The sequence below is a fragment of the Saccharothrix sp. S26 genome, from assembly GCF_021390395.1.
Classification (GTDB): Bacteria; Actinomycetota; Actinomycetes; order Mycobacteriales; family Pseudonocardiaceae; genus Actinosynnema.
The window spans coordinates 56,812-82,208 of sequence record NZ_JAJUWT010000032.1 but is presented as its reverse complement, the minus strand read 5'-3'; the positions used below and the strand labels follow the sequence as shown (position 1 = coordinate 82,208).

General features: G+C 72.0%; 23 protein-coding genes and 1 pseudogene. 12 read left to right on the top strand and 12 right to left on the bottom strand.

Translation table 11 applies throughout. The annotated features are described in order from the left end of the window. The gene (locus tag LZG04_RS38390; protein ID WP_233826659.1) at positions 1–648 is read left to right on the top strand and encodes a response regulator transcription factor; all 648 of its coding nucleotides are present in this window, start codon (positions 1–3) and stop codon (positions 646–648) included. Positions 649–652: 4 nt separating this feature from the next. On the opposite strand, the gene LZG04_RS38385 is transcribed toward LZG04_RS38390, so the two are convergent. Next, positions 653–2,161: an alpha/beta hydrolase gene (locus LZG04_RS38385; protein ID WP_233826656.1), complete on the bottom strand. Its 1,509-nt coding sequence runs from the start codon at positions 2,159–2,161 to the stop codon at positions 653–655. A 129-nt stretch (positions 2,162–2,290) separates the two neighbouring features. On the opposite strand from LZG04_RS38385, the gene LZG04_RS38380 reads away from it, so the two are divergent. After that, complete coding sequence (locus tag LZG04_RS38380; protein ID WP_233826654.1) at positions 2,291–3,289, top strand: hypothetical protein; 999 nt, start codon at positions 2,291–2,293, stop codon at positions 3,287–3,289. Positions 3,290–3,308: 19 nt separating this feature from the next. On the opposite strand, the gene LZG04_RS38375 is transcribed toward LZG04_RS38380, so the two are convergent. Continuing rightward, entirely contained in the window at positions 3,309–4,313 is a 1,005-nt protein-coding gene (locus LZG04_RS38375; protein WP_233826652.1) for a class I mannose-6-phosphate isomerase, read from the bottom strand. After that, positions 4,310–5,293 (bottom strand): LacI family DNA-binding transcriptional regulator, encoded by a 984-nt coding sequence (locus LZG04_RS38370; protein ID WP_233826690.1) that lies wholly within the window; start codon positions 5,291–5,293, stop codon positions 4,310–4,312. Before LZG04_RS38370 ends, LZG04_RS38375 begins: the two co-directional genes overlap by 4 nt. Positions 5,294–5,508: 215 nt before the next feature. Here LZG04_RS38370 and LZG04_RS38365 point away from each other — a divergent pair, with 215 nt between their 5' ends. The 5 genes from LZG04_RS38365 (at position 5,509) to LZG04_RS38345 (ending at position 13,589) form a co-directional block, all read left to right on the top strand. After that, positions 5,509–8,733 carry a GH92 family glycosyl hydrolase gene (locus tag LZG04_RS38365; RefSeq protein ID WP_233826650.1) on the top strand — a complete coding sequence of 1,075 codons (3,225 nt, stop codon included), beginning with the start codon at positions 5,509–5,511 and terminating at the stop codon, positions 8,731–8,733. Positions 8,734–8,738: 5 nt separating this feature from the next. Then, positions 8,739–10,985: a GH92 family glycosyl hydrolase gene (locus LZG04_RS38360; protein WP_233826648.1), complete on the top strand. Its 2,247-nt coding sequence runs from the start codon at positions 8,739–8,741 to the stop codon at positions 10,983–10,985. A 117-nt stretch (positions 10,986–11,102) separates the two neighbouring features. Further along, positions 11,103–12,017 (top strand): ABC transporter ATP-binding protein, encoded by a 915-nt coding sequence (locus tag LZG04_RS38355; RefSeq protein WP_233826646.1) that lies wholly within the window; start codon positions 11,103–11,105, stop codon positions 12,015–12,017. Continuing rightward, positions 12,014–13,057 (top strand): ABC transporter permease, encoded by a 1,044-nt coding sequence (locus LZG04_RS38350; RefSeq protein ID WP_233826644.1) that lies wholly within the window; start codon positions 12,014–12,016, stop codon positions 13,055–13,057. The genes LZG04_RS38355 and LZG04_RS38350 overlap by 4 nt, the downstream gene beginning before the upstream one ends. Positions 13,058–13,268: 211 nt before the next feature. Further along, positions 13,269–13,589, top strand: coding sequence for a DUF3817 domain-containing protein (locus LZG04_RS38345; protein ID WP_233826642.1), 321 nt, complete (start codon positions 13,269–13,271; stop codon positions 13,587–13,589). Here the strand turns inward: LZG04_RS38345 and LZG04_RS42855 are convergent. Together LZG04_RS42855 and LZG04_RS38335 are read right to left on the bottom strand one after the other, a co-directional pair. Continuing rightward, a complete protein-coding gene (locus tag LZG04_RS42855; RefSeq protein ID WP_233826640.1) occupies positions 13,571–14,608 on the bottom strand; it encodes a phosphotransferase in 1,038 nt (345 codons plus the stop codon). The genes LZG04_RS38345 and LZG04_RS42855 overlap by 19 nt on opposite strands. A gap of 42 nt (positions 14,609–14,650) precedes the next feature. Further along, on the bottom strand, positions 14,651–15,154 hold the full coding sequence (locus tag LZG04_RS38335) for a MarR family winged helix-turn-helix transcriptional regulator (RefSeq protein ID WP_077009514.1): 504 nt from the start codon (positions 15,152–15,154) through the stop codon (positions 14,651–14,653). Between the two features lie 41 nt (positions 15,155–15,195). Between LZG04_RS38335 and LZG04_RS38330 the strand changes: the two genes are divergently transcribed. Genes LZG04_RS38330 through LZG04_RS38320 form a run of 3 tightly spaced genes read left to right on the top strand, consistent with a single transcriptional unit; the run spans position 15,196 to position 17,394 of the window. Continuing rightward, positions 15,196–15,501, top strand: a complete 306-nt coding sequence (locus LZG04_RS38330) for an MTH1187 family thiamine-binding protein (RefSeq protein WP_233826638.1) — start codon at positions 15,196–15,198, stop codon at positions 15,499–15,501. A 22-nt stretch (positions 15,502–15,523) separates the two neighbouring features. Continuing rightward, positions 15,524–16,414: a hypothetical protein gene (locus tag LZG04_RS38325; RefSeq protein WP_233826636.1), complete on the top strand. Its 891-nt coding sequence runs from the start codon at positions 15,524–15,526 to the stop codon at positions 16,412–16,414. After that, positions 16,411–17,394 (top strand): tetratricopeptide repeat protein, encoded by a 984-nt coding sequence (locus LZG04_RS38320; RefSeq protein ID WP_233826634.1) that lies wholly within the window; start codon positions 16,411–16,413, stop codon positions 17,392–17,394. Before LZG04_RS38325 ends, LZG04_RS38320 begins: the two co-directional genes overlap by 4 nt. A 36-nt stretch (positions 17,395–17,430) precedes the next feature. Here LZG04_RS38320 and LZG04_RS38315 read toward each other — a convergent pair whose 3' ends face one another. The 3 genes and pseudogenes from LZG04_RS38315 to LZG04_RS43205 form a co-directional block, all read right to left on the bottom strand. Then, complete coding sequence (locus LZG04_RS38315) at positions 17,431–17,739, bottom strand: hypothetical protein (RefSeq protein ID WP_233826632.1); 309 nt, start codon at positions 17,737–17,739, stop codon at positions 17,431–17,433. Next, the gene (locus LZG04_RS43210; protein ID WP_233826630.1) at positions 17,736–18,086 is read right to left on the bottom strand and encodes a hypothetical protein; all 351 of its coding nucleotides are present in this window, start codon (positions 18,084–18,086) and stop codon (positions 17,736–17,738) included. The genes LZG04_RS38315 and LZG04_RS43210 overlap by 4 nt, the downstream gene beginning before the upstream one ends. Before the next feature lie 18 nt (positions 18,087–18,104). After that, positions 18,105–18,308 (bottom strand): annotated as a pseudogene (locus LZG04_RS43205) (bifunctional DNA primase/polymerase); the annotation flags it as partial. A gap of 135 nt (positions 18,309–18,443) precedes the next feature. Here LZG04_RS43205 and LZG04_RS38305 point away from each other — a divergent pair. Beyond that, positions 18,444–19,682: a helix-turn-helix domain-containing protein gene (locus LZG04_RS38305; protein ID WP_233826628.1), complete on the top strand. Its 1,239-nt coding sequence runs from the start codon at positions 18,444–18,446 to the stop codon at positions 19,680–19,682. A 7-nt stretch (positions 19,683–19,689) separates the two neighbouring features. Here LZG04_RS38305 and LZG04_RS38300 read toward each other — a convergent pair whose 3' ends face one another. The 3 genes from LZG04_RS38300 to LZG04_RS38290 form a co-directional block, all read right to left on the bottom strand. Continuing rightward, complete coding sequence (locus LZG04_RS38300; protein WP_233826626.1) at positions 19,690–21,126, bottom strand: neutral zinc metallopeptidase; 1,437 nt, start codon at positions 21,124–21,126, stop codon at positions 19,690–19,692. Between the two features lie 63 nt (positions 21,127–21,189). Beyond that, a complete protein-coding gene (locus tag LZG04_RS38295) occupies positions 21,190–22,566 on the bottom strand; it encodes a neutral zinc metallopeptidase (RefSeq protein ID WP_233826624.1) in 1,377 nt (458 codons plus the stop codon). 26 nt (positions 22,567–22,592) lie between these two features. Further along, the gene (locus tag LZG04_RS38290; RefSeq protein WP_233826622.1) at positions 22,593–23,789 is read right to left on the bottom strand and encodes an MFS transporter; all 1,197 of its coding nucleotides are present in this window, start codon (positions 23,787–23,789) and stop codon (positions 22,593–22,595) included. Between the two features lie 100 nt (positions 23,790–23,889). Between LZG04_RS38290 and LZG04_RS38285 the strand changes: the two genes are divergently transcribed. Further along, positions 23,890–24,606 (top strand): helix-turn-helix transcriptional regulator, encoded by a 717-nt coding sequence (locus LZG04_RS38285; protein ID WP_233826620.1) that lies wholly within the window; start codon positions 23,890–23,892, stop codon positions 24,604–24,606. Here LZG04_RS38285 and LZG04_RS38280 read toward each other — a convergent pair. Continuing rightward, the gene (locus tag LZG04_RS38280) at positions 24,590–25,387 is read right to left on the bottom strand and encodes a class I SAM-dependent methyltransferase (RefSeq protein ID WP_233826618.1); all 798 of its coding nucleotides are present in this window, start codon (positions 25,385–25,387) and stop codon (positions 24,590–24,592) included. The two genes, LZG04_RS38285 and LZG04_RS38280, sit on opposite strands and share 17 nt — an antisense overlap. Positions 25,388–25,397: the final 10 nt, after the last annotated feature.

The window sequence follows — 25,397 nt, the reverse complement described above, 5'->3', positions numbered from 1 at the left end:
ATGTCCATCTCGGTGCTCTTGGTGGACGACCACGAGATCGTGCGGCGCGGGCTGCAGCAACTGCTGGCGGTCGAGCCCGACATCGAGGTGGTCGGTGAGGCGGGCAGCGCCGCCGCCGCCGTGTCCGCCGCCGCGCTGCACGTGCCCGACGTCGCCGTGATCGACGTGCGGCTGCCCGACGGCGACGGCGTGACCGTGTGCCGCGAGATCCGTTCGGCGGTGCAGCCGCCGCCCGCGTGCCTGATGCTGACCTCGTACTCCGACGACGAGGCGTTGTTCGGCGCGATCATGGCGGGCGCGGCCGGGTACATGCTCAAGCAGGTCTCCGGCAACGACCTGGTGTCGGCGATCCGGACGCTGGCCGCGGGCGGCTCGCTGCTGCACTCCGGCGTGACCGCGACCGTGCTGCAACGGTTGCGCGGCGGACCGGTCGAGGACCCGCGCTACGCGGCGTTGAGCCCGCAGGAGCGGCGGATCCTCGACCTGATCGCCGAGGGCCTGACCAACCGGCAGATCGCCAACCGGCTGTTCCTGGCCGAGAAGACGGTCAAGAACTACGTCTCCTCGCTGCTGCACAAGCTCGGCTTCGACCGCCGGACCGAGGCGGGCGTCTACGCGGCGCGCCGTCGCCAGGCCGGTGGGATCTAGCGGCTCACAGGGGCCAACCGAGCACCGGGCGCGTGCTCGCGGCGGTGGGGGCGGTCGGGTCGGGCAGCGGCATCCCCGGGCAGGTCAGGTCGCGCGGCGGCACCCGCCCGTCCACGATGAACGCCTCCACCACCTCGTCCACGCACGGGTTGCCGAAGGCGTAGACGCCGTGGTCGCCCTCGTCGGTCACGGTGAGCAGCCGTGACCCGGCGAACGCGCGGTGCGCCTTCCGGGCGCCTTCCAGCGGCGTCGCCGGGTCGCGCTCCGACTGCACCATGAGCACCGGCGGCACGCCGTGCCCGGTCGGCTCCTTCAGCTCCAGCGGCGGTCGGTGCCAGAACGCGCAGGGCGCGAGCCGCTGGTAGTAGCCGAACAGCGGGTACTTCTCCCCGAGCCGCTCGGCCTCGGCCGCCAGGGTGGCGCGGTTGTGCCGGAACCGCGTGTCGTTGCACGTGATGCCGTAGAGCGTGGCGGCGGCCGCGTCCGGGTACCGGGCCGGCGCCGCCGCGCTCGCCGCGGACAGCCCCGGCGCGGGCCGCCCCAGCGCCGACAGGATCTCCGCCGCCTGCGGGAACGAGTACTTGCTGTACTGGGCCTGGACCAGCACCCGGTCCAGCAGGACGCCGTCGACCAGGGTGCCGTCCGGCAGCGTCACCGGGTCCGCGGCCAGCTCCGCGCGGGTCGTCTCGTACGCCTGGCGGACCTGCTCGGCGGTCGTGCCCAGGTGGTAGAGCCCGTCGTACCGGGCCACCCACGGCAGGAAGTCGGTGCGGAACCGGCGCTCGAAGGCGTAGCCGAAGTTGTCGAAGATGTCCTGGAACGTGGTGGTGAAGTCGGTGTTGGAGTCGAGCACGAACTTGTCCACCCGGTCCGGGAAGTAGGTGGCGTAGTACGCGCCCATCCAGGTGCCGCCCGAGTAGCCGATCCAGTTGACCTTCTCCCGGCCGAGCAGGCGGCGCAGCAGGTCGAGGTCGCGCACGGTCTGCTCGGTGTTGATCACCTTGCCGAGCTCGCCCGACCGGGCCTGGCACGCGGTGGCCTGCAGCTCGGCGGCGTCGTAGAGCAGCTCGGTGTTGGCCCGGCTGCGGTCGCGCGGGTCGGCGATGCCCATCCAGCCGTACCCGCCGCAGGTCGCGTTCGTGCTCGCGCCCGTGCCGCGCGGGTCGATGCCGATGACGTCCAGGTGCTCGACCAGCTTGGCCCGCCCGGTGTACACCAGCGGCAGCGAGCGGCCCGGCGCGCCGGGACCGCCCGGGTTGGTCAGCACGACGCCCTTGGCCTCGCCGCCGCGTGCCTTGAGCCTGCTCACCGCGATGGTGATGGTGCGGCCGTCGCGCGGCGTGCGCCAGTCGAACGGCGACTGGAACGTGCCGCACTCCAGGCCCTCGAACTCGGCGCACGGCGACCACGTGATGGTCTGGTCGACCCCGGGCTCCGGCTCGGCCTGCGCGTACCCCGGCAGCGCCGCGCCGATCAGGACCGCGGTCACGGCCGCGGCGGTTCTCCCTCTCATGGATTTCCCCCTCCGTCGAGGCCCCAACTCCACCGCGCACGTACTCTGGGGGACAACCGCAGAAAGGCCCTGTTCGGCTCTACGAAAGACTTAAGCCACTCGGGCTCGGAGGAAAGTAAGGTCGCTGGAGTGGGGATTTTCCGGAGGAAGCGGCCTGCCGCGCTCGCCCGCGAAGTGGTGCGGGACCACACCTACGACGACGCGATCCTGGACATCGCGGCGGAGGAGATGGACGCGGGCCACCTGAGGGCGGCGACCACGGTGCTCGCGGAGTGCCGCGACGAGCCGGAGGTGCGGGCGCTGCGGGCCGAGGTGCTCGGCGAGCACGCCATCGGCCACGCCGACGAGCTGCTGGAGCTGGCGAAGAACAACACCGACCCGGACCTGTGGCTGCTGGCCGGCACGGCGTTCATCCGGGAGGCGTGGGCCATCCGCGGCTCGGGGCGGGCCGACAGCGTCGGCAAGGACCGGTTCAAGGTCTTCTTCGGCACCCTCCGCAAGGCCGTGGGCCCGCTGCACGAGGCAGCCAAGCTCCTGCCGCGCGACGCCGTGCCGTGGGCCCAGTTGCAGACCGCGGGCCTGGGGTTGCAGGTCGACCGCGACCAGAAGGACGAGGTGTGGCGGGAGATCGTGGCGCGGTGCGCGACGCTGTACCCGGCGCACTGGACCCGGTTGCAGATCCTGGCGGCGAAGTGGGGCGGCTCGGCCGAGGAGATGATGGCGTTCGCGCAGGGCAGCGTCGACGCGGCGCCGCCCGGCGACCCGGTGGTGGCCATGCTGCCGCTGGCGCACTTCGAGATCTTCCTGGAGCAGTTCGAGGACGCCGTGCAGGCGCGGTCGGCGTTGAAGATCGCCACGCTGAAGATGCGCTACTTCACCCGGCACCGGGAGGAGATCGCCACGGCGGCGGACAAGTGGGACTCGAACCCGGGCAGGCCCCACCCGCGCGCGTTGCAGGCGCACAACCTGTTCGCGGCGGCGTTCGCCCTGGCCGACGACGCGCCCCGGGCCAAGCGCCACCTGCTCGGCATGCGCGACCACGTGCACGAGGTGCCGTGGGCCTACGTCGCCTACCTGGCCGACGACCTGGAGAAGGAGTACTCGGAGCTCGCGAACAAGTACCTCTGAACGCCTCCCGACCGACCCCTCAGCTCGTCGGCACCACCGGCGGCCTGCACCGGACGGCGACCACGTCGCCGGTCACCACGACCTCGCCCGCCGCGTGCGGCACGACCACCGTGCTGCCCCGGTGCACCGCGACGGGGCCCAGCGTGCCGGCGCCCTCCAGCACGACGAAGACGCCGAACGAGGGTTCCAGGGCCGCCGTGCCGGACACGTGCAGCCGGTCGGCGCGGAAGAACTGCTCCGCCCGGGCGTCGAACAGGTCCACCGACGCGCCGGTGAGCGCCCGCGTGCGGCGCACCAGGTCGGCGGGCGACTGGGCGCGGCGCTCCAGGCAGTCCAACGCCTTGTCGTAGCCCAGCCCCAGGTGCCCGGCCTCGGCGTCGGCGAGGAAACCACGCCACTCCAGCGTGATCGAGAAGTCCGTCGGCTGCTGGAGCTCGACGATGAACACGCCCTCGCCGATCGCGTGCGGCACGCCGGCGGGCACGAACACCGTGTCGCCGGGCGAGACCGGGACCGGGTTCAGCGCGGCCAGCATGGCGGCCGAGTCCTGAGTGGACACCCACTCGGCGGCCACCGCGGCGGGCACGTCCTCGCGGAACCCGATGTACACCGTCGGGTCGGGGCCGGACGTGCCGATCACGATCCACGCCTCGGTCTTGCCGTGCCGGCAGCCCAGGTGGGCGGCGGCGAACGCGTCGGACGGGTGGCAGTGCACGGGCAGCCGCTGCCCGGCGTCGAGCAGCTTCACCAGCAGCGCGGTGTCGGCACCGAACTCGGCCGCGTGCGCCGGGCCCAGCCACGACCCGGGGTCGGCCGCCACCGCGTCGCGCAGCCACCGCCCGTCGGGCAGCCGCGACAACCCGGCCTCGTCCTTGCCGAACTGCGTGGTGGTCGACGCGACCCAGTCCTCGGGCCCGGTGTCGGCGTCGTCCTGGCCGCGGAACGCCGCGATGGCCGCGCCGCCCCGGTAGAACTGGCGGGGCTGGTTGGCCTCCAGCGCGACGGGCTGGGTGTCGGACGTCATGGGCGCATCTCTCCTGATCCACGGGCCACCAACCGGACCGGCAGGACGACGCGGCGCGGCGGGGAGCCGTCGCCGTCCAGTCGGGCGAACAGCAGGTCGGCCGCTGCCTTGCCGAGCGCGCTCGCGTCGTGCGCGATCACGGTCACCGGCGGCGACAGCAGGTCGGCCAGCTCGAAGTCGTCGAAGCCCACGAGGGCGGGTCGCACGGTGCTGCCGGCCAACGCGCGCACGGCGTGCACGGTGATCCGGTTGTTGCCCGTCACCACGGCGGTCGCGGGGTCGGCCGCGTCGCGGAGCCCCTGCAACGCCTTGCGCACCGATTGCTCGTCGTGCGGGCCCATGACCACCAGCGACTCGTGGTAGCCGATGCCGGCCCGCACGCAGCCCTCGCGGTAGCCGCGCAGGCGTTCGTTGGCGGTGAAGATGTCGGGCGCGTCGCCGAGGAACGCGATCCGCCGGTGCCCGAACGACGCCAGGTGCGCGACCGCCTCGGCGGTGCCGCCGATGTTGTCCACCAGCACGGTGTCGGCCACGACGTCGCCCGCCGGCCGGTCCAGGAACACCACCGGCGTGCCCGCGCGCATCTCCGGCACGAGGTACCCGTGCTGCAACCCGGCGGGCACGATCAGCAGCCCGTCCACGCGCCGCGAGCAGAACTCCAGCGACAGCTCGCGCTCCCGTGCCGGGTCCTCGTCGGACGAGCCGGTGATCACCTGGCGGCCGCGCAGCCGCGCGACCTCCTCGACCGCGCGCGTGACGCCGGAGTAGAACGGGTTGCCGACGTCCTCGAGCACCAGGCCGACGGTGCCGGTGGACGAGCCGCGGCGCAGGTTGCGGGCGCTGAGGTTGCGGCGGAACCCGAGCTGGTCGATCGCCGCGAGCACCCGCTCGGCGGTGGCCGGGTGCACGCCCGCCTCGTCGTTCACCACGCGCGAGACGGTCTTGATGCTGACGCCCGCCAGCCGCGCCACGTCGTTCATCGTGGCGCGCCGCACCTTGCGGGCGCCTGCCGCGCCGTTCGGGGACAACGTTGTCATAGTGCGCGAATCACACACCGAGCGTTCACCGATGTCAACGGCTCGTCCTGTCTCGAAACGGACAACACCCGGCCTTGGGGTTGACGCCACCCCTGCACTCTCCGCGAGTATGCGATTACTCAACGTTCGTGGACAGCGTTGTCACGAGGAGGCGGCTCGTGCGCGGATCTCTCGCTCTCGCGGCGGTGGCGGGCCTCTCGGCGGCCCTCGTCGTGGTCCAGCCGGTGGCAGGGGAGGCGCAGGTGGACGACCTGGCCAGGTGGGTGAACCCGTTCGTCGGCACCCAGCCGGGTGGCCCGGACCACGGCACCGGCGGCGGTGCGGGCAACAACTTCCCCGGCGCCGACGTGCCGTTCGGCATGGTGCAGTGGAGCCCCGACACGGTGACCCGCCAGCACGGCGGCTACGCCTACACCGACGACCGGATCAAGGGCTTCAGCCTCACCCACCTGTCCGGCGCGGGCTGCTCGACCTACCAGGACATCCCGATCATGCCGTTCACCGGCGAGGTCACCACCTCACCGGCGACCGACCCGGACCGGTACGTGTCGACGTTCTCGCACGGCAACGAGTCCGCGTCCCCGGGCTACTACGGGGTGACCCTCGACAGCGGGACGAAGGTCGAGCTGACCGTCACGCAGCGCACCGGCGTCGGCCGGTTCGCCTACCCCGGCGGGCAGACGTCGACGTTGCTGGTCAACACCTCCGGCTCGGTCTCCGGCACGGACGACGCCGAGATCACCATCGGCGCGGACACCATCAGCGGGTGGGCGACCAGCGGCCGGTTCTGCGGCGCGGACCACCGCTACCGGGTGTACTTCCACGCCCGGTTCGACCAGCCGTTCGCGTCCATCGGCACCTGGCGCAACGGCGCCGTCACGCCCGGCCGCGCCACCGAACGCGGCGGCTCCGGCGTGCGCGAAGGGCTCGGCGACGCGCCGAAGACCGTGGCCGCGCGGGGTGGGCACGAGGTGGGGACCGAGGACACCACCGTCTCCGGTCCCGGTTCCGGCGGCTGGGTGACGTTCGACGACCCGGACGTCACCATGCACGTGGGCCTGTCGTTCGTGTCGATCGACGGCGCCAAGGCCAACCTGGAGGCGGAGAGCGCCGGCGAGTCGTTCGACGCCGTGCGCGCCGCTGCCCGCCGGGCGTGGAACGACCGGCTCGACCAGGTGAAGGTCACCGGCGGCACGGACGCCCAGCGCACCACCTTCTACACCGCGCTGTACCACTCCCTGTTGCAGCCCAACGTCTTCTCCGACGCCGACGGCCGCTACCCGGGCTTCGACGGCCGCGTCCACACCGCCGAGCCCGGCCACGCCGTCTACACCAACTTCTCCGGCTGGGACGTCTACCGCTCGGAGATGCAACTGCTGTCGCTGCTCGCGCCGGCGGAGGCATCGGACATGGTCCGCTCGCTGGTGGCCTTCGCCGAGCAGGGCGGCGCGTGGGACCGCTGGACCGTGGCCAACGGCTACACCGGCGTGATGGTCGGCGACCCGTACCACGTGATGGTGGCGAGCGCCTACGCGTTCGGGGCCGGGGACTTCGACGCGCGCAAGGCCCTGCTGCTGATGCTGCGCGGCGCCACGCAGCCGACCCAGGGCTACGAGGAACGGCCCGGCCTGACCGAGTACATGGACCTGGGGTACGTGCCGGTCGGCGCGCGCAACGTGTGGGGCGCGCCCGCCACCACGCTGGAGTACGCGACGGCGGACTTCGCGATCGCCGACCTCGCCCGCCGCCTGGGCGACGGCGCGGTCTGGCGGACGTTCACGGCCCGCGCCCAGTACTGGCAGAACATCTTCAACCCGGCCACCGGCTACACCCAGCCGCGCAACCGCGACGGCTCGTACGTGGAGCCGTTCACGCCGGGCAGCCCGGACAACTGGGTCGAGGGCAACGCCGCCCAGTACACGTGGATGGTGCCGCACAACGTGCGCGGCCTGTTCTCCGCGATGGGCGGCGACGCGAAGGTCCGCGACCGGCTGGACGCCTTCTTCACCAAGCTGAACGCCGGCCCGGACGAGCCGTACGCGTTCCTCGGCAACGAACCGATCATGCACTCGCTGTGGCTGTACAACTGGGCCGGCGCGCCCGCGCGGACGGCGGCCGTGACGCGGCGGGCGGTGACCGAGCTGTTCGGCCCCGGCCCGAACGGGCTGATGGGCAACGACGACCTGGGCCAGATGTCGTCCTGGTACGTCTGGGCGGCGCTGGGCATGTACCCGGTGATCCCCGGTCGGGCCGAGCTGGTGGTCAACAGCCCGTTGTTCCCCGAGGTCGTGATCACCCGCCCGGACCGCGCGCCGATCGTGGTCAAGGCGTCCGGCAGCGGCACGTACGTGGCCGACCTCAAGCTCAACGGCCGCGCGCAGACCCGCACCTGGCTGCCCGAGTCGCTGGTGGCCGACGGCGGCACGGTGGAGTTCGGCCTGTCCGAGGCTCCCACCGACTGGGGCACGGGACCGGCCGACGCGCCGCCGTCGTTCCGCGACGGCGAGGTGGGGCGGCAGGCGTACGTGGAACCGGGGCGGCTGGTGCTGCCCGCCGGGGGCAGCGGCACGGTGACCGTCGGCGCGCAGGACTTCTCCGGCAACGGCGGCGAGGTGTCGTGGACCGCGCAGCCGCCCGCCGGCATCACGCTCACCCCGTCGTCGGGCGCGGTGACGATCCCGGCGGGGGAGAAGGCGGGCACGGAGGTCGCCGTCGCGGTCGCGGCGGACGCGGCCGAGCGGACCCACCGCGTGCCGCTGGCGTTCTCCAACGGCCGGCGTTCCACGATCTCGGTGCTGGTGGCCGAACCCGGCAGCCTGCGCGCGGCGTTCGACAACGTCGGCACGTCACCGGACGACGACCCGGCCGCGGGCAACTTCGACGGCGGCGGGTGGAGCTACTCGCGCGACGCGCTGGCCGAGGCGGGCGTGACACCGGGCGGCACGGTCACCTCCGACGGCCTGACCTACACCTGGCCGACGTCGCCGGTCGGCGAGGCGGACAACGTCAACGCCTCCGGCGAGACGGTCACGATCACCGCGTCCGCCGGCGCGACCAAGCTCGGGCTGCTGGGCGCCGGCGGCAACGGCAAGGCGTCCGGCTCACTCACCATCACCTACACCGACGGCAGCACGCAGACCGCCGAGGTCGGGTTCTCCGACTGGGCGCTGGGCGGCGCGGCGAACCCGCCGTCGTTCGACAACCGGATCGTCGTCACCACGCCGTACCGCAACAACTCCGGCGGGCAGCCGCAGGAGCTGAAGGTGCACGTGTTCGCCACGGCACCCATCGCGCTGGACCCCGGCAAGCAGGTCCGGTCGGTGACGCTGCCCGCGACGGTCAGTGGCGGGACGTTCCACGTGTTCGCCATCGCGGTGGGCTGAACCCTATGGTGGATCGGGTGACGGCTGACCCGGTGGAGTCGGTGAACACGTTCATCGGCACGAAGGACGATGGGAACACGTTCCCCGGCGCGTCGATGCCGTTCGGCATGGCGCACTCGAGCCCGATCGGCTCGCACTACGCCGGGTACCGCTACGACGACCCCCTGATCCGCGGGTTCGGGCACTTCTTCCTGTCCGGCGCGGGGTGCTCCGAGCAGGGCGGGCTGGTGTCGATCCTGCCGACCACGGGCCTGCCCCGCAGCTTCGACCACCGCTCGTACGGCGTCGCGTACACCCACGACGGCGAGGTGGGCAAGCCCGGCTACTACCGCGTGCGGCTGGCGTCCGGCATCACGGTGGAGTCGACCGCGACGACCCGCGTCGGCGTGGAGCGGTTCTCGTTCCCGTCCGGTACGACGCCGCACGTGCTGGTGAACGTCGGCCAGGCCAACGACGGCGAACCGGTGTTCGCGAGCAGCGTGCGGGTGGTGGACGACCGCACGGTGGCCGGGACCGTGGTGGCGCAGGCGTTCTGCGGCGGCAAGCCGTACACGACGTACTTCACCACGACGTTCGACCGGCCGTTCCGGCGCAGCGGCAACTGGGGTGGCGCGGAGGGCGGCGCGGGGCTGCGAGGGCAGTGGGTGTCGTTCGACGAGGGTCCGGTGACGGCGGCCACCGCCATCTCGCACGTCGACGCGGACGGCGCGACGAAGAACCTCGCCGAGGCTCGGGGCAAGACCTTCGACGCGCTGCGCGCGCAGGCGCAGGAGGCGTGGCGGCGTGAGCTGTCGTGCGTCGAGACGTCCTCCGCCGGCGACGACCGCACGGTCTTCTACACCGCGCTGTACCACGTGCTGTTGCAGCCGTTGACGGGCAACGACGTGGACGGCCGGTACCGCGGGTTCGACGGGCGGGTGCACACCGCCGACGGCTGGACCTACTACGAGTTCTTCTCGCTGTGGGACACCTACCGGGCGCACAACCAGTTGCTCGCGCTGCTGCGGCCGTCGCGGGCCAGGGACGTCGCGCGGTCGTTGCTGGCGATCCACGAGCAGGGCGGGTGGCTGCCCCGGTGGGCCTACGCCAACCAGGAGACGAACACGATGACCGGCGACCCGGTCACGCCGTTCCTGGTCGACCTGTGGCGGTTCGGCGCGTTGGCGGGCTTGGAGGAGCGGGCCTACGCGGCGTTGTGGCAGAACGTCAACGGCGTGCCGCCCGCCTCGTCGCCGTTCGAGGGCAGGGCGGGCAACCCGTCCTACCTCGAGCGCGGTTTCGTGCAGTACGACAGGGACTTCCGCAAGAAGGGCCAGGACGTCGACCCGCACCACGGCGCTTCGGCGACGTTGGAGTACGCGCTGGCGGACAGCTCGCTGTCGATCATGGCCGCCGCGCTGGGGCACGCCGACGACGCCGAGGTCCTGCGCCGGCGTGGCCTGAACTACCGGGTGCTGTGGGACGCCACGGTGACCGACCGCGGGTTCACCGGCTTCCCGCGGCCGAAGCTGGGCGACGGTCGGTGGCTCGCGCCGTTCAGCCCCCAGGGGCCCGACGGCTTCCACGAAGGCACGGCGTGGCAGTACCAGTGGCTGGCGCAGCAGGACGTGCCCGGTCTGGTGGGGCTGATCGGCGACCGGGACGCGGCGCTGCACCGGCTGGACGACTTCTTCGCCTACCCGGACCTGGTCGCGGACCCGGCGCGGACCGTGCGCGAGAAGTGGGTCGTCGGGCCGTACGAGTACTACAACCAGTTCCGCTACAACCCGAACAACGAGCCGGACCTGCACGTGCCGTGGCTGTACGCGCTGGTGGGGCGGCCGTGGCAGACCTCGGCGGTGGTGCGGGCGGCGCAGACGCTGTTCGTGGCCGCGCCGAACGGCGTGACCGGCAACGACGACCTGGGGCAGATGTCGGCGTGGTACGTGCTCAGCGCCCTGGGCCTGTACCCCGTGACGCCCGGCACCGGTGACTTTGTGCTGAACGCGCCGAGGTTCGAGCGGGCCGTGGTGCACCTGGAGTCCGGCCGCGACCTCACCATCACGGCGGAGGGCGCGGACCCGTCGCAACTGCGGTACGTGCGGTCGCTCGACGTCGACGGGCAGCCGTGGGACCGGGTGTACCTGAACGTCGACCGGCTCGACGGCGCGCACCTCGGTCACCGCCTCACCGCGGACCCGGCGGAGGCGACCTGGGCGACCGGACCGACGTCCGCGCCACCGTCACCCGGCACCGGTGAGCACGTCTCGTAATCGCCGGCACGCGCACAGCCACCAGCGGATACGTCGAAAGTCTCGATCGGTGCCCACTTCCGTCGTGAACCGATCGAAGTGCCACCGCGACGGCTCGGCACGGCTTACCGTCCAGCCATGACTGGGGCACGCATACCGGCCGTCGTGGTATCCGACATCAGGAAGAGCTACGGCGACCTGAAGGCGGTGGACGGCGTCTCGTTCACCGTCGCCGAGGGGGAGTTCTTCGGCATCCTGGGGCCGAACGGCGCGGGCAAGACCACCACGCTGGAGATCGTCGAGGGCCTGCGCCAGGCCGACGGCGGCCAGGTGACGCTGCTGGGCGAGCAGCCGTGGCCGCGCAACCCGAAGCTGCTGCCGCGCATCGGCGTGCAACTGCAGGCGTCGAGCTTCTTCGAGAAGCTGACCGCCCGCGAGCAGTTGCAGACGTTCGGCTCGCTGTACGGCGTGAGCCGGCGCAAGGCCGACGAGATGCTGGAGCTGGTCGGCCTGACCGACAAGGCCGACGTGCAGGAGAACAAGCTCTCCGGCGGCCAGCGGCAGCGGCTGTCGATCGCGTGCGCCCTCGTCCACGACCCGGACCTCGTCTTCCTCGACGAGCCGACCGCCGCGCTGGACCCGCAGGCGCGGCGCAACCTGTGGGACGTGCTGCGCGCGATCCAGGCCAGGGGCAAGACCATCGTCTACACGACCCACTACCTCGACGAGGCCGAGATCCTGTGCGACCGCGTGGCGATCATGGATCGCGGCCGCATCCTCGCCATGGACGCGCCGGCCACGCTGGTGCGCGGTCTGGACGCGCCCACGCACGTGGTGCTGCAGAAGGGCGTGCTGACGCGTGAGGCGGCGCGTGGCATCACCGGCGTCGAGGAAGCGCACGAGGACGAGGTGTCGTTGACCATCTCCACCCGCCGGCCCGCGCCGGTGCTGTCGGCGCTCGCCGAGCGCGGCACGTTGGACGGGTTGCAGGTACGCACGGCCACGTTGGAGGACGTCTTCCTCGACCTGACCGGACGGGAGTACCGGGCATGACCGCGTTCCGGAGCCTGTCGGCCGCCATGGTCAAGGGCTTCCTGCGGGACAAGATGACGTTGTTCTTCGTCTTCCTGTTCCCGCTGATGTTCCTGGTCGTGTTCGGGTTGCTGCTCGGCGACTCCGGCAGCGACAAGACCAAGATCGCGGCGGTGGGCGACGGGCCCGTGCTGACGACGTTGGAGCAGACCGGCGCGATCGAGCTGGAGAGGTACGGTGACGCGGCGACCGCCCGGCAGAAGGTCGACGACGGCGACCTGCCCGCCGCGGTGGTGGTGTCCGGCGACCGCGTGCGGTTGATCTACGCGGCCAGCGACCAGGTCGCGGCGGGCACCGTGCTCGGCATCGTGTCCGGCGTGGTCGACAAGATCAACCTGGGTGCGGCGAACGTGCCGCCCCGGTTCACGCTGGACGCGCAGTCGGTCGAGGACGCGTCGCTCAAGCCCATCCAGTACCTGACGCCGGGCATCCTGTCGTGGGCGATCTCGATCTCGGGCGTGTTCGGCTCGGCGTTGACCATGGTGTCGTGGCGCAAGAAGCAGGTGCTGCGGCGGATCCGGCTGGCACCGGTGAGCACGACGACCGTGCTCACGTCGCGGGTGCTGGTGAGCATCGGCACGGCGGTGGCGCAGGGCGTGGTGTTCGTGGCGGTGGCGTTGCTGCCGGTGTTCGGGTTGAAGCTGACCGGCCAGTGGTACCTGGCGCTGCCGTTGCTGGTGCTGGGCACGACGGCGTTCTTCGCGGTCGGGATGCTCGTCGGCGCGTTCTGCAAGACGGAGGAGGCGGCTTCGGGCGCGGCGAACATCGTGATCATGCCGATGGCGTTCCTGTCGGGCACGTTCTTCCCGGTGGAGAATGCCCCGGCGTGGTTGCAGACCGTGTCGAACATCTTCCCGTTGCGGCACATGAACGACGGCATGCTGGACGTGCTGGTGCGCGGCAAGGGCGTTGAGGCCCTCCTCGTCCCCTCCGCCGTCCTGATCGCCTTCACCCTGGTCGTGGGCTTCATCGCCGCCCGCATCTTCCGCTGGGACGACTGACCCGAGAGTCCTACCTCCACACCGCGTGAGTCCTACGTTCGCGTCGCGCGTGTCCTACGTTCAGAACACCCGAATTCAACGCTCAGAACGGCCGGCCCGGTCCTGAGCGTTCAACTCGGGGGTTCTGAACGTAGGACACGCGCGTTCTGAACGTAGGACTCACGCGGGGGTGGGGGTGGGGTGAGGGGGGTCACGAAGCACAATGGGGTGCATGTTCAGCAGCGCTGTTGGTCGGTTTCGCCTGCTCGCCCTGGCCGAGGCGGTGTCGTGGGCCGGTCTGTTGATCGGCATGTTCTTCAAGTACGTCGTGGTGGGGAACGAGATCGGCGTGAAGGTCTTCGGGCCGATCCACGGCGCCATCTTCGTCGGCTACGTCCTGGTGACGTTGATGCTGGCGCACCGCTGGGACCGCAAGACGCTCATCCTCGGCCTCGTCGCGAGCATCCCGCCGTTCGGCACGGTCGTCTTCGAGCGCTGGGCCAACAAGACCGGTCGCCTCGAAGAGGTCGAGGGTCAGACCGCCAACGACTGAGCGCGCTCCAGCTCCGCCTCCGGGTCACCGAGGTGGTAGACGCGCTCGCTCGGCTCGATGTTGTCCAGGAACTCCTGGTACACCACCGCGCCGACGAGGTGTGACGCCGGCCGGGCGTGCCGCAGCGCGCTCGCCGGGTCGCTCGACGGGAAGTGGCGCGACCACGCGTCCACCCACACGCGCTCGACCGACGGCCGGAACTCCGGCGCGACGAACCCGATCAGCCGGGCCGCGTCCAACGCCGGGTGCCCCCAGTGCGCGTCACCCCAGTCGAGCACGACACCGCCGGAACGCCAGTTGCCCGGGTGGAAGTCGCCGTGCAGCACGGTGTCCGGCAGCCCGAAAGCCGGCACGCCCACCCCGCGCACCCGCAACCGCGGCTCACCGGCCAACGCCGCCTGCACCGCCACCCACCGCGGCACGATCCGCTCGACCACGTCCGAACCGGGCTGCCAGCAGTCCACCCCGGACGCCTCCGCGAGCAGCACCCGACCGGGCTCCGACGCGATCAACCGCGGCGCCAACGACGGGTCGACCGACGCCACCAGCCGGATCACCTCGGCCTCGTCCGCCATGAACGGCGGCGTCGCCTTCGCCCACACGGTCCCGTCCGCCGTCGGCAGCCGGTACAGGCACGACAGGTTCCACGTCTTCACCTGCACGGGCGGCCCGGTCACGTCGACGTGCCGCCGCGCCCACGCCACCAACGCCGCCGGCCCACCCGGCCGCGCCCACGGCAGCCGCAACGGGTGATCGGGGAACTCGTGCGGCGGCGAGTCGGCCGACAACCCCCGCTCGGGCACCCGGTCGGCCTCCACCTGGTAGGTCACCACGCCGTCGCGCATCGCCGGCGTGGTCGTCCCGACCAGCCGCAACACGCTCGTCGTCACGCCGAGCACCTCGTCCAACCGCGTGGTCACCGGCTCGACGTCGTTCCACCAGGGGCTGTCGACGGTGAACGGCTCCGCCGCTCCCACGTACCGGCCGCCGACCGTCACCAGAGCCCTGATCTCCCGCACGGGTGCAGGGTGGCCGTGCCGGCGGCGTCCTGTCGACCGAATTCAGTCCTCGAAGTCGCCGACCGCGCGGCGGACCTTCGCCAGCAGGTCGGTCAACTGCTCGGTCTGCCGGTCGGTCAGCCCGCGCAACCCGAACTCGACGCTCGTCACGGCTTCGGTGGCCGCCTCGCGCCGGGCGTGCCCGGCCTCGGTGATCTCCACGAGCGTGGTGCGCCGGTCGGTGGGGTGGGGGTTGCGGCGCACGAGTCCGTCGGCTTCCAGCCGGTCCACGATGTTCGTCACGCTCGTCGGGTGCAGTTGGAGGCGTTCGCCCATCACCCGCATCGGCAGGCTGCCCGTGCGGGCGAACGTCAGCAGCACCAGCGCCTCGAACCGCGCGAACGTCAGCCCGTGCGGCTTGAGGGCGGCGTCCACGGCGGACTGGATGATCTGCTGTACTCGCATGACGCTGGTGACCGCCGCCATCGCCGTCGACGGTCCGATCCGCTTCTCCCACAGCTCGGCGGCGCGCGCGATGGGGTCGAACGGCAGCGGCTGGGACGTCATGCGCCGAAGCTACCAGTGAGTACCCCGACCAGGAGGCAGCAGTGCTCGTCGCGTTCAGTGTCAGCCCGCTCGGCGGGGAGTCCGACGGGGTGGCGCGCGCCGTCGCCGAGGCCGTGCGGGTGGTCCGCGAGTCCGGCCTGCCCAACGAGACCAACGCCATGTTCACGCTGGTGGAGGGCGAGTGGGACGAGGTGATGGCGGTGGTGAAGAAGGCGACGGAGGCCGTGCGGGCGAGCGCGCCCCGGGTCAGCCTCGTGCTCAAGGCCGACATCCGTCCTGGTTGGACGGGTCAGCTCACCGCGAAGGTGGAGCGGCTGGAGCAGTACCTGGGGGACGACAATCAGTAGGACGTCCAACTAAATTGCGGGCATGGAGCCTCGAGACCTGTGGGTGCGCTTCGAGACCTACCACGACGTCACCTACTTCACGCCCGAGTCGCGGGCGGTCACCGACGTGCTGGGCTGCAAGGGCGGCTGGATGGGCTACTTCGGCCAGCGCGCCGCCCCGCTGGGCGCGGCCTCGCCGGAGGTCGTGACCGCCGCGTTCTTCAGCTTCCACCCGCGCATGGTGGCCCGCGCGCTGCCCGACGCGTGGGACGTGGCGAGCCCCGCCCGGTTCCTCGAAGCGCGGTTGGAAGGCGTGGACCGGGCGTTGCGGCGGATGCTGGAGGGCGTGGACGTCGCCGAGGCCGCCGAACTGGCCGGCCGGGCGGCGCGGGCCGCGCCCGTGGCCGGGCGGGTGCTGGGCGCCGCGAACCGCGCGCTGCCCGTGCCCGACGAGCCGCACCTGGCGCTGTGGCAGGCGTGCACGACGTTGCGCGAGTCGCGGGGTGACGGTCACGTCGCCGCGCTGGTGGCCGCCGACCTGGGCCCGTGCGAGACGTTGGTGCTGTTCAGCGCCGACAACGGCCTGGACCCGGCGTACCTGCGCACCGCCCGCGGCTGGTCGGAGGACGAGTGGCGGGAAGCCGAAGCGGCGCTGGCCGGGCGCGGGCTGTTCGACGGCGACCTCACCCCGGCCGGTCGGGCGCTGCGCGAGGACGTCGAACGCCGCACCGACGAGGCCGCCACCCGCCCGTGGGACGTGCTGGGCCCTGCGGGCACCGCGCGGTTCGTCGAGCTGATGACGCCGATCGCGTTGCGCCTGGGACGGCTGAACGAGGCGATGCGGACCAACCCGATGGCGATCGACCCGGTCGCGCGACTCGGCGGCCAGCCGCGCGCGGCCGGCCGCCGCACTCGTGCCAGGATGGAAGCGTGACAAGGCCAGACCCCCGAAAGACCGCCGCACTGTCCGCCGCGTTGTCCGGGGCGGTCGACCTGGGCGCGCTGAAGGCCCGGGCCGACGCCGCGAGGCAGCGTGCCGCCACCCCACCCCCGTCGTCGGGCTCCGGTTCCGGCGGCGGTTCGGACGCAGGTCCGAGCCCGTGGGTGCTGGACGTCACCGAGGCGACGTTCCAGTCGGTCGTCGAGCGTTCCCTGGACGTCCCGGTCGTCGTCGAGCTGACCGCGTCGTGGAGCCCCGAGGCGGGCCAGCTCTCACCCGTGCTGGAGCGCGCGGCGCGGGCGGGCGGCGGCGCCTGGCTGCTGGCCAGGGTCGACCTGGACGCCAGCCCGCGCATCGGCCAGGTGTTCGGCGTGCAGTCGGTGCCGACCGTGGTCGCGATCGCCGGCGGCCAGCCGATCGACGCCTTCGCGGGCCCCCTGCCGGAAGCCGAGCTCGGCCAGTGGATCACCCGCCTGCTGGACGCCCTGCGCGACCGCCTGCCGGGCATCAAGGCGGCGGAGGCCAACCGCGCCGCGTCCGGCGACGAGCCCGCCGCCGAACCGGAGGACCCCCGCTTCACGGCCGCGGAGGAGGCGTTCGAGCAGGGCGACTTCGCCGCCGCCGAGGCCGCCTACCAGGCGATCCTGGCCGCCGAGCCGGCCAACGCCGAGGCCAAGGCCGCCCTGGCGCAGGTGCGGTTCACCGCCCGCGCCGAGGCCGTGCCCGCCGACGCCATCGCCAAGGCCGACGCCAACCCCGACGACGTGGACGCCCAACTGGCCGCTGCGGACCTGGAGCTGGCGACCAACGACGTCGAGCAGTCGTTCAAGCGCCTGGTCGACACGGTCCGCCGCGTCTTCGGCGACGACCGCGACCGGGTCCGCGAACACCTGGTGGGCCTGTTCGAACTCTTCCCACCGGACGACGACCGGGTCGCCAAAGCCCGCCGCAACCTCGCCAGCGCCCTCTACTGAGCACGTCCGACAGGGGCCCGCTGGTCGGGCCCCTGTTCACGGCGTGGTCGCGTCCAACCAGACCAGGTGCACCTGACGCACCGCCTCGTCCGTGTTGATCTCGTACCACTTCCGGGCGTTCTCGGCGCAGTCCGACGTGAGGCGGAAACCGCCCTCCACGGAGTTGGACTCGGCGCGGTCGGCGTAGGCCAAGCCGTAACCGGCGACCCGCGCGTCTTCGCCCTCGCCGTACTCCTCCACGATGGCGAACAACCGGGGCATGTCTTCCCTCGCCACCTCGTGCATCAAAGCCGTGAAGACCTCTCGGATGTCGACGGTCCGCTGGACCTGGGTCGGCTCGCTCACGCGGTCTTCCTCTCCAAGTGGTGAATGAGGTCGGCGAGGTCGTCGCCTGCCCGGAGCGTGTTGCCCGCTTCCTCGGGAGTGATCAACCAGAACACCTCCGTGCCCCCGATGGACGTCGGCGGCAACGGCAGCGGCATGCCCGCCTCCACCACGCTCGCGCGGTCGCTCAGCAGCACCGCCGGAATCGGTGGTGCGACGAGGAAGTACGCCACCGGCAGGCCCTTGATCGCCAGGACGGGCGTCGGGTCGGTGTCGAACCACGCATGCCGGGCGATGACCTCGGTCAAGGCCGCGAAGACCGTGAAAGCGCCAAGGCTCGAACCGACCGGGGTGAGGATGTTCGGCACGAACAACCCCGGAGCCGACCACCACTCCCGGATCCGATCGGCATCGGTGGTCGCTTCCGCGAGCGGCCGGAGGTACGGGTTGAGCACGAAGTCGCCGTCGGCGGGGTCGGCGAAGTGCCCACCAGTCCAGACGGCGCCCGGCACGACCGGCCAACCAAGGGCGGCGTAGTCCAAGGCAGCTCGCAAGGTGGTCTGCCGGATGTCCGGTGTGCTGCTCGGCACGGGGACCTCACTTCCGCATCGCGATCATCGGCGTCATCGGTTCGCCCACCGGGACGCTAGAGGTCCTTTCCGCGATCAACCCCAAATCGCTGTTGGGGTGCGTCGACGCACGTTTCAGGTGGGTACGCTGGACTTGTGCGGGAGGACATCGAGGCCACGGTGGGCGAGCGCATCGCTTACTACCGCAAGCGGCAGGGCATGACGCAGGAAGTGTTGTGCGGTTTGGTCGGTGGCTGTACCACCGAGTGGCTCAGGCAGATCGAGAACGGCAAGCGCGAGGTGGACAAGCTGTCCACCATCGTGGCGGTGGCCGAGGCTTTGCGCATTCCGCCGTCAGCCCTGCTGCCGGGTCCATTCCGGGTGAAGGCCAGGCGCAAGGACTCACTCGGCACGGCACCGGGAATCGTGCCGGAGATCGAAGCCGCGATGTTGCGCTACAACGGCATCTCCCCGCTGCTCGGCGTTCCCGATCGGAAGCCCGTCTCGCCGGAGCACCTCCGCATCCGGGTGGAGAAGGCGTTCCTGCACTCACAAACGGAACGGTGGTCCGACATGGCCCCGCTCGTTCCGGACATGATCGCGGACGCCTGGCACCTGGTGCACGACGCCGGCGACGGGAGCCGGCAGCGGGAAGCGGCGAAGCTGCAGGCACTGGTGTACCGGGTCACGTCCGGGATGCTGGACCGCCTGGGTGAGCCGCACCTGCCCTGGGTGGCGGCGGAGCGTTCGATGCACGCCGCCGAGAAGTCGGACGACCGGCTCCTGATCGCGGGTGGGGCGTGGCGGCTGGCGGTCGTCCTGCGCCACGCCGGGCGGCTCACGGAGTCGACCGACGCGCCTGTCGCCGCCGCCGACGCGCTTCGACCGCACCTGGACACCCCGCAGGCGTACAGCATGTACGGATCACTGATGCTGAAGGGTGCGGTCGGCGCGGCCACGCTCGGCGATTACCGCGCGGCGCACGACTACTTGGGCGAAGCCTCACGAGCCGCGGAGAACACAGGCGACCGGAACGATTTCTGGCTGGCGTTCGGGCCGACCAACATCGCCATTCACCGGGTTTGGCTCGAGCTCGAACTGGGTGATCCCGGCCGGGCCATCTCGGTGGCGGACCGCGTTCCGTACGACAATCTACCCCCGGAATTGTCCGAACGCCGGACCTCGCATCTCATCACGGTCGCCTGGGCGCATTATCTGCGCCGACAGGACCGCGAAGCGCTGGACGCGCTCGCCCTCGCGAAAGCCGCCGCGCCCGAACAGCTCCTGTTCACCGGCCGCGTCCACTCGATGCTGCGCGGCATGTTGAAACGCGAACGGCGGTCGGTGAAGGGCGATCTGCGCAAGCTCGCGGCTTTCGTCGGGGTCGCCGCGTGAACGGCGGTCAGCCGGCGTACTTCCGGGTGCACAGACCCGCACCCTGGTAGAAGCCGTCACGGAACGCCTCGACGCGGGCGAAGCCGGACGGCACCACGGTCCCGTTCACGTCCGCCGCGATCAGGCTCTTGTCCGCCAGCAGCTCGGCCACGGCCTCGTCCAGGTCACCGGACGACAGGCGCAGCGTGGCCCCGTTCTGGGTGGTCGTCCCGGCCCACGCGCCGGTCAGGCACGCGGTGCGCAGACCGGCCGCCGGGCCCTCCAGCCCGTAGCCCGTGGCCTTCTGGATGGACAGCGCGAACCGCGAGGCGATCTCGGCGAACGCGGCGAAGTCGCCGATCCCGCCCTTCTGCCCGCGCTTCGGCGGCGTGCCGATCTTCACCAGGTCGGGCAGGTCGATGGAGATCGAGTTGGTCGACGGGCAGTACGCGGCGGGTGAGGTGTCGCCGCCGTCGGTGCACGCCGCGGCCTGGCTGGTGGTGAACGTGGGCGGGGTGGCGGCGGCGTCCTTGAACGCCCTGCGCAGCGACTCCTCCAGCAGTTGGAGCGAGCGCTCCTCGTCCACCTTGAGGTTGCCCTTGCCCTGCCCGGTGTCCTTGTCGTCGGAGTCGAACTTCTGCTGCGTGATCCGCGCCTTGATCTCGGCCTCGTCGATCTCCGCGCACCGCTTGGGGTCGCCGGCGAACCCGAACTGGAACGCCGCCACCCGGTCGAACGCGCTGCCGTGCGCGCCCTGCTTGTCGGCCGACGTGCCCGCCGCGTCACGGATGAAGAACATCGTCGCCAGCACCTGGTTCAGCCCCGGCCCGGTCGAGATGCGGAAGTGCTTGGACTTGCCCTCGGCGACCCAGCGGAAGAAGTTGCCCGCGTAGCAGTCGGCCTGCTGCTCCTTGATGATCGACGGCGTGGCCTGGTTGATCCCGCCGATGTCGCCCAGCTTGTACTGGATGGCGTGACCCATCTCGTGCGCCAGCACGGTCACCACCGACATCGGCCCGAACGCGTCGTCCAGCATCGGCAGCAGCTCGCCGCGGTCCCAGGCGATCGAGTCGTCCAACGAGCAGTAGAACGCGTTGGCCACGCCCGCGGTGTTGGTGCGGCAGATCTCGACGCCCTTGCCGTTGGAGTCGTAGGACACCAGCCGCTTGACCGGCTCGAACGGCTTGCCGAACCGGGCGGGCAACTGCTCGGTCCAGTACTCCTCGACGTCGGCCAGCGTGTTGATGGCCAGCCGGTCCATCTCGCCGCCGTCGCCGTTCTCCACCTGGAGGTCCGCGTCGGGCACGCCCGGCTTCGCGCCGCTCTCGCCCGTGGTGATCTCCAGCCCGGCGACCTTGGTGGCGTCGGGCCGTTCCGGCCGCCCCAACCCGCTCACCGTCTGGGTGCACCCGGTCAACGCCAACGCGGCGGCGAGCGTCGCAGCAACCCAAGCCCGTCGAGCCATGCCCAAGCCCCATCCCGGTCGTGCCGATCCAGGCCCGAACACTACTTGGCCGACCCGCGGGGTTTACGCCGAACCGCAGGCTTTGGTGCCCTCGAACACGCCGCCGCGGAACACCTCGACCCGCTTGAACCCGGGTCCGAGCGCCGTCGCGCCCGTCGCGTCACGTGCCGCGTAGTCGTAGGCCAGCAGCACCTGCACCGCCTCGTCGAGGTCACCGGGGGAGAGCCCGAACCCCTGCTGCCGGGTGAACACCTCCCGCGTGTACGCCCCGGCCAGGCACAACGCGCCGGCCGCCGCGCCCTCGCCGTCGAGGTCCACGCCCAGCGCCGCCATCGCGGCCAACCCGTACCGGCTGGCCAGCAGCAGGCCGGTGGCGTAGTCGCCGATCTCGGCGTGCAGCTCGGGCAGGTCGGCCTCGACCTCGAACTCCACCGACTTCTCCGCCGGGCAGTACGCCACCGGGCCCTGGTCGCCGGAGCAGTCCGGCTCGTCCTCGGTGGGCGTGGCCTTGGGCTCGGTCCACTTCTTGCCGGCCTTCTCGACCAGCGACTTGTAGTACAGGTTGAGGTCGGGGGTGACGTTCTCCAGCATCTCGTCGAACGGCAGGTTGCCGCCGCGGTCGCGGTCGTCGGCCGAGGTGAACGCCTGCTGGGTGAAGACCCGGTTGTCCACCGACATCGCGCCGCAGAACGCGGTGCCCTGCTGGTAGCCGTCCTGGAACGCGGACACCCGGTCGAACGCGTTGCCGTGCGCGGCGCGGTCCTCCGGCGAGGTGCCGACCGGGTCGCGGAACGTGACCAGCGCGCCGAGCGCCGAGTCCAGCGTGTCCGAGCCGATGTCGAGGTGCTCGGACTTGCCGTCGTTGACCCACTTGGTGAACGCGCCCGCGAAGCAGTCGGCCATCGCCTCGGTCAGGATCGTGGGGAACCGCTGCGGCTCGCGCCGTTCGGCCTCGGGAGTGATGCCCATCCGGTTCTGCACGGCGTGACCCATCTCGTGGGCCAGCACGATCACCACGGCCGCGTCGCCGAACCGGTCCTTGAGCACGGGCAGCAGCGCGGCGCGGTCCCAGGCGATGGCGTCGGCGCTGGGGCAGTAGAACGCGTTGCCCTCCACGTCGCTGGCCTTCTCGGTGCACGGCGGCGGCTTCGCGGACGAGTCGGTGGTGTCCACCGAGTAGATGCCGCCCTCGATCGGCTGCCACGGCTTGTCGAACGCGTCGGGGAACGCTTCCTGCCAGAACGTGTCGATGTCGGTGATGGCGGTGGCCGCGAGCTGGTCGATCGGGCCGCCGTCGGTACCCCGGATGAAGCCCGGGTCGACCGTGCCCTTGGTGACGGCTTCGCCCGCCACGGGTTTGCCGGTGACCACCTGGGCGCACGCACTGGCCGTGAGCATGACCGCCGCCAGCAGGACCAGCCGAGCCGATACGAGCCGCATTGGCCCATTGTGCCTGCCGCGAACCCCTACGGGGTCGTGTTCGACGCGACCGCCGGTTCCCGCGTGCGCGTGGCCCACCTGGTCAGCGCGGGCACGGGCGCGACCGCGGCCAGGAACACCGCGGCCACGGCGAGCCAGCCGGCGGCGCCGAAACCGCCGAGGGCGAACGTGAACACGGCGGGCCCGAAGAGCTGCACGGTGGCGGTGGCGGCCTCGTTCACCCCCTGGTACGCGCCACGCGACTCGTCCCGCATCAAGCTGACCGACAGGCCCCAGTTCGCGGCCACGTAACCCAGTTCGCCGACCACGTGCAGCGCGGCGGCGGCCACCACGACCACCACGCCGACCGCGCCCGAACCGCCCGCGGTGGTCGCCAGCAGCACGCAGCTCGCGGCCAGGACGATCCCGGACCGCACCGCCGTGCGCGCGGCCCGGCTCGGCCCGCGGGCGAACCGCGCGAACGGCACCTGGAACACGGCGATGCCGACCGAGCTGACGACCACCACCACGCCGCCCAGCGCGAGCGGCAGGTCCGTCTCGCGGGACAGCCACAGCGGGAGGCCGGTCGAGAGCATCGCCCAGCACAGCGACAGGACCGACGTGACGGCGACGACGGCCAGGTAGGGGCGGTCGCGCAGCACGGCACGCGCACGTGGCGTGCCGCCGGCCGGTGATGGTGCCCGCACGGCGAGGGTCGTCACCGCCAGCACGCCGAACGTGATCGCGTTGCCGGTGATCGCCAGGGCGTAGGCGCGGTGGTCGTCGGCGGTCAGCACCAGCGCGCCGAGCCCGGCCCCGATCGCGTAGCCGACGTGCTGCGCCACCCGCTGCTGGGCCAGCGCCCGCACCCGGGCCGCGTTGTCGGCCACCAGCCCCGCGATCAACGCGGTGCGCACGGCGTTGCCGCCGTTGGCGGGCGCGGTGAACGCCACCGTCGCGGCCAGGAACGACCACGTGCCGTCCACCGCCAGGTAGGAGGCCATGGCGCCGGCCCGCACGACGGTGATCGTCGCCAGCACGAGCCTGGGGTCGAACCGGTCGGCCAACGCGCCCAGCGGCACCGCGGCGAGCAGCCCCGCCGCGCCCGCCACCGCCATGCCCACACCCACGGTGACCAGCGGCAACTCAAGGACCCGGGTGAAGAACAACGCCCACGTGGTGAACCACAGGCCGTCGCCGAGCGCCGAGACCCCGCGTCCCCACAGCAGCACGCCCAAACCCATCGGCACGCACCCTTCATGATGTGATGAATGGTGTCTGCGACGGTAATGGGCGGCCGGGTGTCCCGCAACCACGGTTCAGGACACCGTGTATGTTGAGTGCATGGCGGGATGGGTCGACTCCGGCAACGCCGTGCAGGCGTCGGTCGTCGCGCTGGCCCGTGAGCTGGCCGACCCGGTCCGGCTCACCGCGCTGCAACTGCTCGCCGCCGAGGGCCGGCACACGATGGTGCAACTGGCCGACGCCATGGGCGTCTCGCCGCCGCGCCTGGGCAACCACCTCGCCCGCCTGCGCGCCGCCGGCCTCGTCACGGTCGAGCACACCGGGCGGCACGCCGTCTACCAGGTCGCCCGCGCCGACATCGCCGACGTGCTCACCGCACTGGCCCGTTACGCCCACCACGACGACCTCACCACGCCGCCGCGAGCGTCGTCGCCGGTGGACATCGCCCACACCTGCTACGACCACGCCGCCGGGCGGCTGGGGATCTCGGTGTTCACCACGTTGGTCGAGGCCGGGGCGCTCGACCCGCCCGACGGCGCCACCGGCGAGCTGGCGCTGGGCGACGACCTGACCGCGCTGCACCGCCTGGGTGTCGACCCGGCGGCCGTGGCGCCGCGCCGTCGCCTGGCGCTGGCCTGCCTGGACCGCACGCACCGCGTCCCGCACCTGGGCGGCGACCTCGGCCGGCTCGTGCTGGACGCGTTCGTGGCCGACGACCTGGTCCGCCGTCAGGACGGCACCAGGGAGCTCCTCGTCACCTCACGGGGTCGCGAACGGCTGCCCGAACTGCTGCCGGGCTTCACACCGGGGCCGTGACGCCGCGCACCACCCAGGCCCGCGCGGTGAGCCGGATCGAGCCGTCCGGCTGGGTGGGCAGGCGGGTGCGCAGCAGGTCGCGCAGGGCCCGGCGGCGGTCCTCGGGCAGCGACGCGGCGTAACCGGGAGCCGGTCCCTGGCCGCCGAGGAACGGCCGCCAGTAGTCGTCGAAGTCGGTGAAGGTCGTCGGCACCTCCAACGCGTCGACGCGGACCCCGGTCAGCCCGGCGTCGGTCCACAGCCGGCGCAGCGGTTCGGGTCGGCACAGGGCGAAGCGCCTGCCCTCGTGCGAGGCGGCGGCGGCCGGGTCGAGGTCGGTGGCCGCGTCCCAGAAGAACCGGGTGATGGCCATGCCCTCGGCGTAGTCCCAGACGTAGGCCGCCACCACCGCGCCGGGCGCGGCGACCCTGCCGAACTCGGCCGCGGCCCGGACCGGGTCGGGCACGAAGTTCAACGCCAGGCCGCTGACCACGGCGTCGAACGCGCGGTCGGGCAACGGCAGCGCACGGGCGTCACCGACGTGGAACGCCACCCGCGGATCGGCGACCCGGTGCCTCGCCGTGGCCAGGAACCCCTGCGACGGGTCCACCCCGACCACCTCCGCGGGCTCCGCGACCGCCAACACCGCCGCCGTCAACGCCCCCGTGCCGCACCCGACGTCCACCCACCGCCGTCCCGCCGGCACACCCAACAACCGGAGGAACCGCCGCGCGACGGGCGCGCTCCAACGCCCGACGTAAGCCTCGTAAGCCTCGCCGACCGCCCACACCTCGTCCGCCATGGGCCCAGCA

Bases quoted from the DNA above. Each gene is read 5' to 3' on its own strand.
- LZG04_RS38390 (WP_233826659.1), top strand. From the start codon at position 1: ATGTCCATCTCGGTGCTCTTGGTGGACGACCACGAGATCGTGCGGCGC.
- LZG04_RS38280 (WP_233826618.1), bottom strand. From the start codon at position 25,387: ATGGCGGACGAGGTGTGGGCGGTCGGCGAGGCTTACGAGGCTTACGTC.
- LZG04_RS38325 (WP_233826636.1), top strand. From the start codon at position 15,524: ATGGAGCCTCGAGACCTGTGGGTGCGCTTCGAGACCTACCACGACGTC.
- LZG04_RS38335 (WP_077009514.1), bottom strand. From the start codon at position 15,154: ATGACGTCCCAGCCGCTGCCGTTCGACCCCATCGCGCGCGCCGCCGAG.
- LZG04_RS38370 (WP_233826690.1), bottom strand. From the start codon at position 5,293: ATGAACGACGTGGCGCGGCTGGCGGGCGTCAGCATCAAGACCGTCTCG.
- LZG04_RS38350 (WP_233826644.1), top strand. From the start codon at position 12,014: ATGACCGCGTTCCGGAGCCTGTCGGCCGCCATGGTCAAGGGCTTCCTG.
- LZG04_RS38385 (WP_233826656.1), bottom strand. From the start codon at position 2,161: ATGAGAGGGAGAACCGCCGCGGCCGTGACCGCGGTCCTGATCGGCGCG.
- LZG04_RS38355 (WP_233826646.1), top strand. From the start codon at position 11,103: ATGACTGGGGCACGCATACCGGCCGTCGTGGTATCCGACATCAGGAAG.
- LZG04_RS38360 (WP_233826648.1), top strand. From the start codon at position 8,739: ATGGTGGATCGGGTGACGGCTGACCCGGTGGAGTCGGTGAACACGTTC.
- LZG04_RS38300 (WP_233826626.1), bottom strand. From the start codon at position 21,126: ATGGCTCGACGGGCTTGGGTTGCTGCGACGCTCGCCGCCGCGTTGGCG.
- LZG04_RS38285 (WP_233826620.1), top strand. From the start codon at position 23,890: ATGGCGGGATGGGTCGACTCCGGCAACGCCGTGCAGGCGTCGGTCGTC.
- LZG04_RS38290 (WP_233826622.1), bottom strand. From the start codon at position 23,789: ATGGGTTTGGGCGTGCTGCTGTGGGGACGCGGGGTCTCGGCGCTCGGC.
- LZG04_RS38375 (WP_233826652.1), bottom strand. From the start codon at position 4,313: ATGACGTCCGACACCCAGCCCGTCGCGCTGGAGGCCAACCAGCCCCGC.
- LZG04_RS38345 (WP_233826642.1), top strand. From the start codon at position 13,269: ATGTTCAGCAGCGCTGTTGGTCGGTTTCGCCTGCTCGCCCTGGCCGAG.
- LZG04_RS38295 (WP_233826624.1), bottom strand. From the start codon at position 22,566: ATGCGGCTCGTATCGGCTCGGCTGGTCCTGCTGGCGGCGGTCATGCTC.